General features: G+C 47.3%; 11 protein-coding genes. 6 read left to right on the top strand and 5 right to left on the bottom strand.

The genetic code is table 11. The features are described 5' to 3' along the window. Positions 1-195 precede the first annotated feature (195 nt). Positions 196-972 carry a peroxide stress protein YaaA gene (gene yaaA, locus QMA35_RS13875; RefSeq protein WP_281647750.1) on the top strand — a complete coding sequence of 259 codons (777 nt, stop codon included), beginning with the start codon at positions 196-198 and terminating at the stop codon, positions 970-972. Positions 973-1,039: 67 nt separating this feature from the next. Here yaaA and QMA35_RS13870 read toward each other — a convergent pair whose 3' ends face one another. Together QMA35_RS13870 and QMA35_RS13865 are read right to left on the bottom strand one after the other, a co-directional pair. Then, complete coding sequence (locus QMA35_RS13870; RefSeq protein WP_281647749.1) at positions 1,040-2,386, bottom strand: outer membrane protein transport protein; 1,347 nt, start codon at positions 2,384-2,386, stop codon at positions 1,040-1,042. Between the two features lie 133 nt (positions 2,387-2,519). Continuing rightward, positions 2,520-3,125 carry a trimeric intracellular cation channel family protein gene (locus QMA35_RS13865; protein ID WP_281647748.1) on the bottom strand — a complete coding sequence of 202 codons (606 nt, stop codon included), beginning with the start codon at positions 3,123-3,125 and terminating at the stop codon, positions 2,520-2,522. Between the two features lie 567 nt (positions 3,126-3,692). Here QMA35_RS13865 and QMA35_RS13860 point away from each other — a divergent pair. The 3 genes from QMA35_RS13860 to folE all read left to right on the top strand — a co-directional run bounded on the left by QMA35_RS13860 (position 3,693) and on the right by folE (position 6,360). Beyond that, positions 3,693-4,904 carry a hypothetical protein gene (locus QMA35_RS13860; protein ID WP_281647747.1) on the top strand — a complete coding sequence of 404 codons (1,212 nt, stop codon included), beginning with the start codon at positions 3,693-3,695 and terminating at the stop codon, positions 4,902-4,904. A 168-nt stretch (positions 4,905-5,072) separates the two neighbouring features. Next, a complete protein-coding gene (folM, locus tag QMA35_RS13855) occupies positions 5,073-5,789 on the top strand; it encodes a dihydromonapterin reductase (protein WP_281647746.1) in 717 nt (238 codons plus the stop codon). Positions 5,790-5,805: 16 nt separating this feature from the next. Further along, positions 5,806-6,360, top strand: a complete 555-nt coding sequence (folE, locus tag QMA35_RS13850; protein WP_281647745.1) for a GTP cyclohydrolase I FolE — start codon at positions 5,806-5,808, stop codon at positions 6,358-6,360. Between the two features lie 157 nt (positions 6,361-6,517). On the opposite strand, the gene QMA35_RS13845 is transcribed toward folE, so the two are convergent. The 3 genes from QMA35_RS13845 to QMA35_RS13835 all read right to left on the bottom strand — a co-directional run bounded on the left by QMA35_RS13845 (position 6,518) and on the right by QMA35_RS13835 (position 9,991). Further along, positions 6,518-7,372: an ABC transporter ATP-binding protein gene (locus QMA35_RS13845; RefSeq protein WP_281647744.1), complete on the bottom strand. Its 855-nt coding sequence runs from the start codon at positions 7,370-7,372 to the stop codon at positions 6,518-6,520. Positions 7,373-7,533: 161 nt separating this feature from the next. Next, positions 7,534-8,535 carry an ABC transporter permease gene (locus tag QMA35_RS13840; protein ID WP_281647743.1) on the bottom strand — a complete coding sequence of 334 codons (1,002 nt, stop codon included), beginning with the start codon at positions 8,533-8,535 and terminating at the stop codon, positions 7,534-7,536. Between the two features lie 103 nt (positions 8,536-8,638). After that, positions 8,639-9,991: a CmpA/NrtA family ABC transporter substrate-binding protein gene (locus tag QMA35_RS13835; protein WP_281647751.1), complete on the bottom strand. Its 1,353-nt coding sequence runs from the start codon at positions 9,989-9,991 to the stop codon at positions 8,639-8,641. 82 nt (positions 9,992-10,073) lie between these two features. Here QMA35_RS13835 and QMA35_RS13830 point away from each other — a divergent pair, with 82 nt between their 5' ends. Beyond that, positions 10,074-10,277: a hypothetical protein gene (locus QMA35_RS13830; RefSeq protein WP_281647742.1), complete on the top strand. Its 204-nt coding sequence runs from the start codon at positions 10,074-10,076 to the stop codon at positions 10,275-10,277. A gap of 318 nt (positions 10,278-10,595) precedes the next feature. Beyond that, positions 10,596-11,810, top strand: coding sequence for an argininosuccinate synthase (locus QMA35_RS13825; protein ID WP_281647741.1), 1,215 nt, complete (start codon positions 10,596-10,598; stop codon positions 11,808-11,810). Positions 11,811-12,369 lie beyond the last annotated feature (559 nt).

Raw genomic sequence — 12,369 nt, 5'->3', positions numbered from 1 at the left:
GGGGGGGGGGCGTTAAAGCAACCCTTATGAAGACTAGAATCCACCAAAATTAGCTTTTACTAACTGTACGGTTAGTATTTCTAACACGCCTCTGCGTACCCCTTGGAAATAACCAAGCCTCTATAACTGGAGAATCAGTGCTTCAGGGAATAGTATGGGCTGGATAACAATGTTTAAGACTATAGGGAGCCTGATGTGCTGATTGTCATTTCACCCGCAAAAACGCTGGATTACGACACGGCTCCGGCCACTGATGCTCACACGACCCCAGATTTCCTTGAGCATTCTCAGGAGCTCATAGAACAGCTTCGTGACTTGAGCCCGGCTCAAATCGGTAAACTCATGGGCGTAAGTGACAAGATTTCAGGGTTAAACGCGGCCCGCTTTGAAGCCTGGAGCACGCCATTTTCCCCGAGGAATGCCAAACAGGCAGTGCTTGCCTTTAAAGGAGATGTTTATACCGGATTGGACGCAGAAACTCTAGATAACAAAGGTTTTGACTTTGCCCAGAAGCATCTTCGTATTTTAAGTGGTCTTTATGGGCTACTACGCCCCCTTGATCTTATGCAGGCCTACCGACTGGAAATGGGTACCAAATTTGCCAACAAACGAGGCAAGGATCTTTACACCTTCTGGGGAGATATTATTACTAATGCTCTTAATACCGAACTGTCTGCCCAGAAAGACAATATCCTGATTAACCTGGCATCTAATGAATATTTCAAGAGCGTGAAACCCAAACAATTGGAAGCTGATATTATTACCCCGATATTTAAAGACCTAAAAACCGGGCAGTACAAAATCATCAGTTTCTACGCAAAAAAAGCCCGCGGCCTTATGACTCGCTACATCATTGATAAGAAAGTCAGTCAACCTGCAGCACTTAAAAAGTTTAACTACGGTGGCTACATATTCAATGCTGATATGAGTGACGATAAGAACTGGGTTTTCACTCGGGATAAAGCGGAGTAGTTCTTATCAAATCCTGCTTCACTCATGACTCAACGAGTACCGTGAGCGAAGCAGGATTCTCGAGCAATCAATACTGATAAGTTAGTGATGCCATCGCAATATGAGCACCTATTTTATACTTGCCTCTGTATGTGAAAGTTCTGTCTTCACTGCCATCACCATGATGAGCGGTTTCGTTCACTTTCACAGTTTTAGGAATCAGGTAGCCATAGGCCATATCAATGGCCCAAGGAGCGGTCGGGGTAAAGCGAGCACCCACTGTCAACCAGTTACGGTCTATGTCTGGGATTCTTGCTGTTCGATATTCTTTCTTGATGGGTGATTCATCAAAAGCATAACCGAACCGAAGCAACCATTTGGGGTCTAGCTGATAGCGAGCACCAACTGAAAATGACCAGACATCATCCCACTTTTCAGGGACATAACTAATAGCTTCACCTTTGGCTTTTGTATCAAATGGCTCATCCACTACTACTTTGATTTCCTTAAAACTACTCCAACCTGTCCACAAAGCCCCTGCAACCAGCGTCCAGTCATCTGTCAGCTTATGGCTTCCCCCGATTTCAAGCATATCAGGAAGCTTTAGCTCCAAATGGCCATCAGATTTCACGTAAACGCCTGCACCTTCCAGCTTGGCTGAACCCTTTAACTTAAAGTCAACATTCGATGTCCAGGATACTCCTATACTGGTCGTTCCATTGTCCCAGAGTCCACCAAGTTTGAGTCCGGCCTGCCAGTCATCTCCCTCAACAGTTGATTTTAATTCCACTTCAGGGGCAAAAGGGTTTGGTGCTCTTCGGTTAGGTGCTCGCTGAGTAAGCACCCCACTCACAAAGGATGCAAAAAAACCTACTCCAACACTGAGCTGATCAGTAAATTTATAACTAAGGGTGGGCTGGATATTTATATTGGTTACTTCGGATCTGTCCGCCAGATAGCGGCCAACAAAATCGCTATTGTAATCAGTAATCAATCCAAACGGAGAGTAAATGCCAATACCAAAAGACCATTGGTCATCAAGAGGGCGAACATAATATCCGCTTGGAACAAAGACCGGTGCAACAAAATCCCTTCCGCTCCCCCCAGCAACCGGCACATTGTTCACTCCGTTATCAGGGCTAAAAGTGGCTGTATGATCAGGCAACTCTCCCTTCGGGAGAATCAGTGCTCCCCCCAAGGTCCATTGAGCATTTGTCAGAGAAGATATAGACGCAGGATTTGCTGCTAAAGCAGATGCATCCTGCGCAGCGGCGGCTCGTCCGGCGTAAGCCGTGCCAGCCGCAGCTGCCGAAGACTCATTGAGGGCAAAGCCGGCCGCTGTCGCTTGACCGGAAAGCACACAAGCCCCGATCAGGGCGATGCGTTGAGTGACTAATTTGGGATAAAACGGAACACAGGGACGGAACGATGGCATAACGGACTCCTGTACGACACTGTTCGGTTGGTTAGAACAGAAAACCCAAAAGCCTGCTCAGGAAAAGTAAGCAGGCAGACTAAAAACCGTAAAAAGTGTAGCAGGCGTCCGAGAAACACCCCGTTCGTTATTCTTATCCCAGCTTCACTCTGGGAAGGGAAAGGTTGCAATATATAGCGAGGAGTCGAAGAATAAATACGACAGATGCACAGGCAATGGCAATAAACCCTCTGGAAATTCCAGAGCTTTCCATTGCTACATAGAGAAGACCGCCTGCAATAGCGGCCGTCGCATAAATTTCATGGCGCAACACCATAGGAACACGACCAGCTAATACATCGCGGATCATACCTCCACCAGCCCCGGTAAGAACGCCCATAATGACTGCAACCATGGGCGCAGCACCGTAGGTCAGAGCTTTTTCAACACCAATCACTGTGAAAACCCCAAGTCCCAAGGCATCAGAAAGTAAAATAATGTAGCGTGTTTTGTGCCACCAGTTTCTCCCAACAAGAGTTAAAGCCGTTGTCAGACAGATCACTGTTATATAAACCGTGTCGGTTACCCAGAACACTGGCGTACTTCCCAATATCGCATCCCGGATAGTACCCCCACCTACTGCGGTTACGAAAGCCAGGACAAGGGCGCCAAAAACATCCAATTGCCGCCGCACAGCAACCATTGCTCCAGTGGCAGCGAAAACGCTAGTCCCCAAAAGGTCGAGAATATCAAGAAGCATGTAAAGAAAAAATTCCAGCCAGCAGTCAGTGGGAAGCTATCCCAAAATCTGATCATGTTTATCGTCTGCGAATTGTAAAGAAAGTCCCCGTGACAACGGAAGGTGTCACCAGAAAAATTGTCAGGTGATATGTACCTAGGGGGCGTTCTCAATTAAGCATACGACTCAGCGCCACCCGAAGGGTAATGCTGAGTTCGATGCCTAATTGAGAACGCCCCCTGGAAACAGACCGTATTGGAAATATATACACCACCATACATGGCTATTTGTTAAGTGAGTTCTATTTTATTTTTAATAAAAAACACAAACCCTTCATTCAATAATGTTCATTAATTTCATTGTAACCTTTAGGAAAACTTTGCGGTTTTATAACTGCCATATAATAAGAAGAAAGAATCAGATTCATTTTAAACCCTCTTTCAAATCGGAAATTTCATTGACCTATGTCGCTTTTTGGCGCCAATGAAAATAAATACACTTCGGAAAAACAGAATAAACGATAGTTACGGTTTTTGAATTTCATGTACTGACCTTTTTAAACTCAAGATTGTCATTTAGGGTATTACTTTGAAAAAAGTTATTGTTTTTTCCCTGCTGCTTTTACTCGGCATAGTTTTGTCGCAAGCACTCCCTTATTCTTTCGGAGCTTCCTATACCAGTTTCCAAACGTTCATCATGTATCTAACCATGGTGGCCTTGTCCTACATCATGATTGATGTGGGCAGTGAATTTGATGTGGATAAAAAAGACCTTGGCAGTTACGGCTGGGATTATGTTGTTGCCATGACCGCGGCAACATTCCCATGGCTGTTCGTTGTGGTGTACTTTATTTTCGTACTTTCCCCATCCGGCCAGTGGTTCGAGATTTCAACCTGGAAGGAGATGTTGCTTCTGGGGCGTTTCGCAGCCCCAACATCTGCCGGTGTACTCTTTGCTATGTTGGCAGCTGCTGACCTGAGCACTACCTGGATGTTCAAGAAGGCACGTATTCTGGCTGTTTTTGATGATCTGGACACGGTACTGCTGATGGTTCCCCTCACTATTCTGATGGTAGGTCTGAGCTGGCAGCTGGTTCTGGTAATGGCTGTACTGATAGGCATGCTGGCTGTGGGTTACAAGAATCTCAGAACTCTCAGTATTCCCTGCACCTGGCGCTCTATGCTTGGTTATGCGTTTTTGATTGCTACGACCAGTAAACTTGTTCTTCTGGGCAGTAAGGCTATTGATCCGCTGACTCCTGTTCATATTGAAGTACTTCTTCCCGCATTCCTGCTGGGCTGCATGATCAAGCCTTCTCCGGAAGCGAACCCTCACGACCCTGAGCGCGTATCTGCCAATACCGTCATTGCTGGTATTTTCATGGTTCTGGTTGGTTTGAGTATGCCACTGATGGAACTGGATATGTTTAGCGATAGCGCAGCCTCCGAAGCACTCAGCCCGTGGGGGCTGCCAGGTCATGTCCTTGCTGTAACCGTTATATCCAATCTCGGCAAGATGTTCCCGCTGTTTTGTTACAAAAGGGAAGCATCTTTTAAAGAACGCCTGGCCCTGAGTATCGGCATGTTTCCCAGAGGTGAAGTGGGTGCTGGCGTTTTGATTATCAGCCTCGGCTATGGCATTGGCGGTCAAGCTCTGACTATTGCCATGTTGTCACTGACTCTCAACCTGTTTATGACCGGCTTCTTTATCATGGCTGTTCGTGCTCTGCTCAATAAGGATGCTGAGGAAAAAACTGTACAGCAAACAATTCCTCGCCCTGTACAGGTTGTAATGAGTTAATCTCCTGGCAGAAACGTCTTGCTTGCCAAGATCCCGGGCAGGTAAGACGCTTGCCTATCCACAACATCACGACTTCATGAATCCTGCCCGGTACCATCTGGACTCCCCCCCTTACGATCTGATTAAATGTCCTCCACAAAAATAACAGGTGTGAAGTAGGGGAAAACAATGAGTAAGCAGGAACAGACTGTCCTGATTACCGGGGCATCCCGTCGCCTTGGCCTGTTTAATGCCTTTAAATTACTCCAGGTCGGTTATCAGGTGATAGCAACCTACCGTACCTATACCTCCGATGTTGCGAAGTTGGAGGCTGCCGGTGCCCATGTTCTGCAGTGCGATCTTGAGATTAAAGAGAACACCTACCGTCTGATTGATGAAGTGAAACAGTTCACCTCGTCCCTCAGGGCTATTATCCACAATGCCTCAGGCTGGCTTGCCGACAGCCAGCACCCCCTTGAGGCAGAGCCTCTGGAATCCTTATTCCATGTTCATATGGAAGCTCCCTGGCTGATCAACCGTGGCTTGTGCGAACTGTTGTGGAATTGTGAGGAAACAGCGGACATCATCCACATGACCGATTACAATGCACTCCGTGGCAGCGAGCACCATGCCGCCTACGCTGCGACCAAAGCTGGCCTGGAAAGCCTGACCCGGTCGTTTGCCCGTATGTATGCTCCCGATGTCAAGGTTAACGCTATCGCACCCTACCTGATCATCATGAATGAAGGTGACAGGAGGATGGCTGCAGAAGATACTCTGCGTATTCCTCCCATGGGCCTGGAACCGGGAGAAAGCGTGATTTGGCAAACGCTTGAGTACGTACTGAACAACCCCTATATAACAGGCACAACCATCCCCGTTGATGGTGGGATGTCATTGAGCTGAAACGGACCAGAGATCCATGAGCAGAGACCTCAGCGAATACTACAAAGCAATACTCGAAGGGCTGGGAGAAAACCCTGAAAGAGACGGCCTGAAAGACACGCCAGCACGTGCCTCCAAAGCCATGAATTTCCTGACCCGAGGCTATCACCAGAGTCTCGAAGAGATCGTGAACGGTGCAGTATTCGAGTCCGACAACGATGAAATGGTTGTAGTTCGGGATATTGAACTGTATTCCATGTGTGAGCACCATATGCTGCCCTTTATCGGTAAGGCTCATGTGGCTTACCTTCCCAAAGGCAAAGTTCTGGGTCTTTCCAAGTTTGCCCGAGTTGTAGATATGTACGCCCGACGCCTGCAGATTCAGGAAAATATGACCCTGCAGATTGCCGAAGCTATCGAAGAAGTGACCGGTGCTCGGGGCGTGGCTGTTGTGATTGAAGCCAAGCACATGTGCATGATGATGCGTGGTGTTGAAAAGCAGAATTCTTCAATGACCACCTCAGTTATGCGTGGTGATTTCCGCACCAACCTGCCTACCAGAGAAGAGTTCCTGCGTTATATTGCCCGTTAAAGCATTTTTTACTGCGGCTGTAACATTCCTGTAACAGCTGCATCTTCATCTATATCCGTATCATTGTCAGTTCTGGTCGTTACGGTGGCTAAAGTCAGGGCTTGCCAGAAACCTGGGAGAGGAGATTGAGCTGATGAAATCAGCTCGATAATAAATATTAAGCCGCTGCTGTTTTTTCCTGACGTTGAATGGATTCTTTTTTGTTCTTTTTCTGTGAGCCGATATTTTCAACTTTACGCTGTTTTTCGTAGAGGAATTTCAAAACTTCGGAGCGAAGGTGGTTATATTCCGGGTTGTCGGCCAACTCCAGACGACTGCGAGGTCGTTCCAGTTTTACATCCAGAATTTCCCCAACGGTTGCTGACGGGCCGTTAGTCATCATCACAATGCGGTCTGACAGAAGAACAGCTTCATCCACATCGTGGGTGATCATAATCACGGTATTGTTAAGTTCGTTCTGGATTTCCATCAGGGAATCCTGCATGTGGGCACGGGTCAGGGCATCCAGCGCACCAAAAGGTTCATCCATTAACAGGATATCTGGCTGCATAGCCAAGGCGCGGGCAATACCGACACGTTGTTTCATACCGCCGGAAATTTCATCCGGACGCTTATGCATGGCGTGATCCATATGCACCAGTTCGAGGTTATATTCGATCCAGTCTTTGGTTTCCTGCTTGTTCTTTTTCTTTCCGAAAACCTGTTTCACCGCTAACTCTACATTTTCATAAGCAGTAAGCCATGGGAGCAGGGAGTGGTTCTGGAAAACAACAGCGCGTTCGGGGCCGGGTTCAGAAACTTCTTTACCATTTAATACCACACCACCTTTTGTGGCCTGGTGCAGGCCGGCGACAATATTCAATACTGTAGATTTACCGCAGCCAGAGTGGCCGATCAGGGAGATAAACTCACCTTTGGCAATTTTCAGGCTGACGTCTTTCAGAGCCGTAAAAGGCCCTTTGGGTGTGGGAAACTCCATATCCACATGATCAATATCGAGAATAATGCTCATGGTTTGAGACCTTTCAGTAAGTGTGAAATTGGTTATGTTCTGGACAAGGAGTATGTTTCTGCTCCAGCAGGGCAGTCTCTGCCCTGAGCCGCTATCAGGCCATTCATGGCCTTTGAAACACACCCTTGTCATTTCCTTCAATATTTGTGAATTTCTTGTGATTAACGTACTTCGCTGGATTTATCCCAGGACACAAACCTCTGCAGCTGCAGCATGCCCCGGTCCAGCAGGAAACCGATAAAGCCAATGACTAAGACTGCGGCCATAATCCGGCTTAAAGACTCTGAGCTACCGTTCTGGAATTCATCCCAAACGAACTTTCCAAGACCCGGGTTTTGCGCCAACATCTCGGCGGCAATCAGTACCATCCAGGCAATGCTCAGCGACAGTCGCATACCTGTGAAGATCATGGGAACAGAGGCTGGCAGTACAATCTTGCGTACATGGGTCAGGGCAGAGAGTCGAAGTACTTTGCTCACGTTCACCAGGTCTTTTTCGATAGAAGCTACGCCAACAGAGGTGTTGATCAACATGGGCCACAGGCAACAAAGTGTTACGGTGATCAATGAGTTGACAAATGACTTGGCGAACATTGGGTCATCTGTCGTATAGAGTGCACTCACGACCATCGTTACCAAGGGGAGCCAGGCCAGTGGAGAAACCGGCTTAAAAGTTTGGATAATCGGGTTAATGGCAGTATTAAGCGTTTTGTTCAAACCAACGGCAATGCCCAGAGGAATAGCGATCAGTGCAGCAAGAATAAAACCACTGGCAACGGTAATCAGGCTGGTGCCAATCTGATCAATGAAGGTTTCTTTGCCGGTGTACTTACGAACTTTGGGTTGATATGTCGGGTCAGCAGCCATACGTTTGGCATTACGTACGTCCTGCCGTTCATAGAATGCGATTTCTTTTACCCGCTCCGCAGTGTGTTCGTTATAGAGAGACTGAAACTGCCCTGCCACAGACTGAGGGCCGGGGAAGGCTCCCAGTGATGTATTAATGTTATTGGCTGCTACAGACCAGATCAGCAGAAAAACCAGAATGCCGGTCAGAGATATAATGCCGGTTTTTAACCACTCTCCAGATCCTTCAAACAAGTTTTTCAATTTCTCTGAAAACTGGCTGTGAGGTGTTTCTGATGGTGTTGTTATGGTACTCATGAGAATGTTCTCTCTCTTTGTTGGGTGCTAACCCAACCTACGCAAAGCAATCGTTGTAGATTGGGTTAGACGCTTGGCGTCGTAACCCAACAGGAAGAGCCGGTTACAGCACATCTCCTTTCTTTAAACCAATGGAGAAGCTATCGATGTAAGCGTTTGGCGTTTTGCCGTTGTATACGATGTTGTCGATAAAGTGCTTCTGCGGAGAGCGGAAACCATCTTCAGTTGTGAAGTTCGGGAATTCCTCCGCTTTCGCCAGGCCTTCTGAAATCAGAGATTGAGCCGCTTTGGTATAAATGTCCGGACGATAAACCTTCTTTGCCATATTGAAGTACCAGGTGTCTGACTTGTCTTCGGAAATCTGGCCCCAGCGACGCATTTGGGTCATGTACCAGATAGCATCGGAGTAGTAGGGATAGGTGGCGTTATAGCGAAAGAATACGTTGAAGTCCGGAACCTCACGCTTGTCGCCTTTTTCGTATTCGAAGGTGCCGGTCATACTGTTGGCGATCACGTCATAGTCCGCACCCACATAGTTGGACTGGGACAGAATCTTCACAGCTTCCGGGCGATTGGCGTTGTTGTTCTCATCCAGCCACTTGGCGGCGCGAATCATGGCACGGGTCAGGCGAACAGTAGTGTTGGGATACTTCTCAGCAAACTCTTTGGTAATACCAAACACTTTCTCTGGGTTGTTTTTCCAGATTTCATAGTCGGTGACCACAGGAACACCAATATCTTTAAATACGGCCTGCTGGTTCCAGGGTTCACCCACGCAGTAGCCATAGATTGTGCCGGCTTCCAGAGTGGCAGGCATCTGAGGTGGCGGTGTTACAGATAGAAAAGCTTCGGCGTCTATCTGACCAGAGGTATCACCTTTATGAGGAGCGTAGAAACCTGGGTGAATACCACCAGCTGCCAGCCAATAACGCAGTTCGTAGTTGTGGGTGGAAACCGGGAATACCATACCCATATTGAAAGGCTTACCTTCAGCATTGTATTTCTCAACAACTGGCTTCAGAGAGTCGGCCTTGATTGGGTGAACTGGCTTGCCATCAGCCTGCTTGGGAATGTTGACCTTCATTTGTTCCCAGATCTTGTTGGAAACAGTAATGCCGTTGCCGTTAAGATCCATTGAAAAGGGTGTAATGATCTCGGCTTTGGTGCCATAACCCATGGTGGCAGCAATTGGCTGCCCGGCGAGCATATGGGCACCATCCAATCGACCATCAATAACGCCATCCAAAAGAACCTTCCAGTTGGCTTGAGCTTCGATGGTTACGTACAGACCTTCATCTTCAAAGAAGCCCTTCTCGTAAGCGATGGCGATTGGTGCCATATCGGTAAGTTTGATAAAGCCGAATTTCAGTTCTTCTTTTTCTGGCCAACCTAACTTTTCTTCTGCGGTTGCCGTGCTCGCAAAAGTAAAGTTTGGAAGAGTAAATGACGCTGCCAGCGTGCAGGCTAAAACAGATGATTTTAGAAACGAACGTCTTGTGCTTCTGCTCACGGTTCCACTCCCTCTTTTAGCAATCTTTATGGTTCTTATTGATGAATGTGTTTTTGCAACGCCTGTGCCAAGAAATGTGTGGGTGGGGAAATTCAAAGGAAATGACTTATATTTTGCAGTGGTGAACTATTGTGGAGCTCCTGATAAGGGAGGAAAATGCCTATTGCTCGAAAAGCGTGCATCGGTGGGGGGTTATTTTGGTGCAACTCCATCGACCCTGAAAAAGCAGTGAGTTTTGCTTGGAGTGAGGAGTGGTGAAAAAATGAGTTTTTGCACCTTTTCGAGAACTCTTGGGGGAAAGATAGAGAGTGAGTGCTCTGAAAGTGAACATGCGCTGAAAACTGATAGGGCTTAGATGTATGTGGTAAGCACTGTTTCTAAAGTAGTTTTACTTATGAATGGTTAAAATTATTAAATGGCTCTAATTTGAGTTGCAGTTACAATGCCTAATAATTCAACATTTTCCCGGCTTTTACCCTGCTAAAAGATGTGCAGGGATAAAAAATTCGAAAAACAAGAGCTGGTCAATAACAACGGAGTCGCTCTTTTCATGAAAGAAATCAACAAGGTTGTCCTTGCCTACTCTGGTGGACTGGATACCTCTGTGATCGCCAAATGGCTTGAGGATACGTACCTGTGTGAGGTGGTGACCTTTACTGCTGACCTTGGTCAGGGAGAAGAGGTAGAACCTGCCCGCGCGAAAGCTCAGGCATTGGGCATTAAAGAAATCTACATTGAAGATTTGCGAGAAGAGTTCGTTCGAGACTTTGTATTCCCTATGTTTCGGGCCAATACCATCTATGAAGGTGAGTATCTGCTGGGAACATCTATTGCTCGCCCACTGATTGCCAAGCGTTTGGTTGAAATCGCCAACGAAACCGGTGCCGATGCTATTTCTCACGGGGCAACTGGTAAAGGTAATGATCAGGTTCGCTTTGAGCTGGGCGCTTATGCACTGAAGCCCGGTATTCAAGTGATTGCTCCCTGGCGTGAGTGGGATCTGAATTCCCGGGCAAAATTGCTGGCTTACTGTGACAAGCACGGCATTGAGATTCAGAAGAAGAAAGGTAAGTCTCCTTACTCTATGGATGCCAACCTGCTGCATATCTCTTATGAAGGTGATTTGCTTGAAGACCCATGGAATGAGCCGGAAGAAGATATGTGGCTGTGGAGTGTGTCTCCAGAGAACGCTCCTGACGAACCTACTTATATAGAGCTGACATATAAAAGTGGCGATATTACCGCTATTGATGGAGTGGAAATGACTCCGGCGACAGTTCTTGCCCATTTGAACAAGATCGGCGGAGCGAATGGTATTGGTCGGGTAGATATCGTTGAGAATCGTTATGTCGGTATGAAGGCTCGGGGTTGTTACGAAACTCCTGGAGGCACGATAATGCTGAAAGGGCACCGTGCTATTGAATCCATCACTCTGGATCGGGAAGCTGCACACCTGAAAGATGAGTTGATGCCTCGTTACGCTAAACTGATTTATAACGGTTACTGGTGGTCTCCAGAGCGTGAAATGCTGCAGACCATGATTGATCAGTCTCAGATTTACGTGAACGGTCGGGTACGCCTCAAGCTGTATAAAGGGAATGTGACTGTTGTTGGCCGGGAATCTGACCAGACTCTGTTTGATGAGAGTATCGCCACATTTGAAGATGATGCTGGTGCTTATAATCAGGCCGATGCTGCAGGCTTTATCAAGTTGAATGCCTTGCGTTTGCGGCTGGCGGCCCAGAAAGGCCGCAAGCTTTTATAAGAGAATATTGTGCTTGATAAAAACCGGGCGTAGCCCGGTTTTTTTGTATCTCGCACACAAGAGATAACGAAACAGGACAGAGCCTTACGGGGAACGTCTTGAGAGTCGACTAGTTTTAGCTACCGACATTTTACAGAGCTACGGCATTTTACAGAGCTACGGCATTTTACAGAGCTACGGCATTGTCCCTATGCAGCTAAAAAAGCTCCCGGCAGGAATTCTCTGGTTAGCTTTGGCGTTTTCATTTTCCGCCTCAGGGAATGAAGAGGCATCCCTTTCAGACGAGCAGAGAGAAACATTGCTAAAAGGCCAGGCACAGGGATATTTCGTACGCCTGCTCTCCGGGAGGATTTCAGGGCAATAAAGAATAGTGGTCTTGCTTGGGGAAACTCATGTGAAAGACAGGGAACAATCTGAAGCTGGAAAAGGAATTATCCAGATGCTCCCGCTGCGCGGTTTGGAAGCAATTGTTCTCAGTAGCTTATGGGAGCGGCTCTGGTGGTTGCTTAACCTCATTAGCTAATGGGGTGCCTATTATTTTTCCGGGATGGATCAGGCG

The organism is Parendozoicomonas sp. Alg238-R29 (genome assembly GCF_947331445.1).
Taxonomy (GTDB): domain Bacteria; phylum Pseudomonadota; class Gammaproteobacteria; order Pseudomonadales; family Endozoicomonadaceae; genus Sansalvadorimonas.
Note: the sequence above shows the minus strand (reverse complement) of the source record. Positions and strands in the feature narration are given on the sequence as shown.

What these genes read in the sequence shown, in the direction of transcription:
- QMA35_RS13830 (WP_281647742.1), top strand. Translation starts at nt 10,074, where the DNA reads ATGGTTCTTATTGATGAATGTGTTTTTGCAACGCCTGTGCCAAGAAAT.
- folE (WP_281647745.1), top strand. Translation starts at nt 5,806, where the DNA reads ATGAGCAGAGACCTCAGCGAATACTACAAAGCAATACTCGAAGGGCTG.
- folM (WP_281647746.1), top strand. Translation starts at nt 5,073, where the DNA reads ATGAGTAAGCAGGAACAGACTGTCCTGATTACCGGGGCATCCCGTCGC.
- QMA35_RS13825 (WP_281647741.1), top strand. Translation starts at nt 10,596, where the DNA reads ATGAAAGAAATCAACAAGGTTGTCCTTGCCTACTCTGGTGGACTGGAT.
- QMA35_RS13870 (WP_281647749.1), bottom strand. Translation starts at nt 2,386, where the DNA reads ATGCCATCGTTCCGTCCCTGTGTTCCGTTTTATCCCAAATTAGTCACT.
- QMA35_RS13840 (WP_281647743.1), bottom strand. Translation starts at nt 8,535, where the DNA reads ATGAGTACCATAACAACACCATCAGAAACACCTCACAGCCAGTTTTCA.
- QMA35_RS13865 (WP_281647748.1), bottom strand. Translation starts at nt 3,125, where the DNA reads ATGCTTCTTGATATTCTCGACCTTTTGGGGACTAGCGTTTTCGCTGCC.
- QMA35_RS13845 (WP_281647744.1), bottom strand. Translation starts at nt 7,372, where the DNA reads ATGAGCATTATTCTCGATATTGATCATGTGGATATGGAGTTTCCCACA.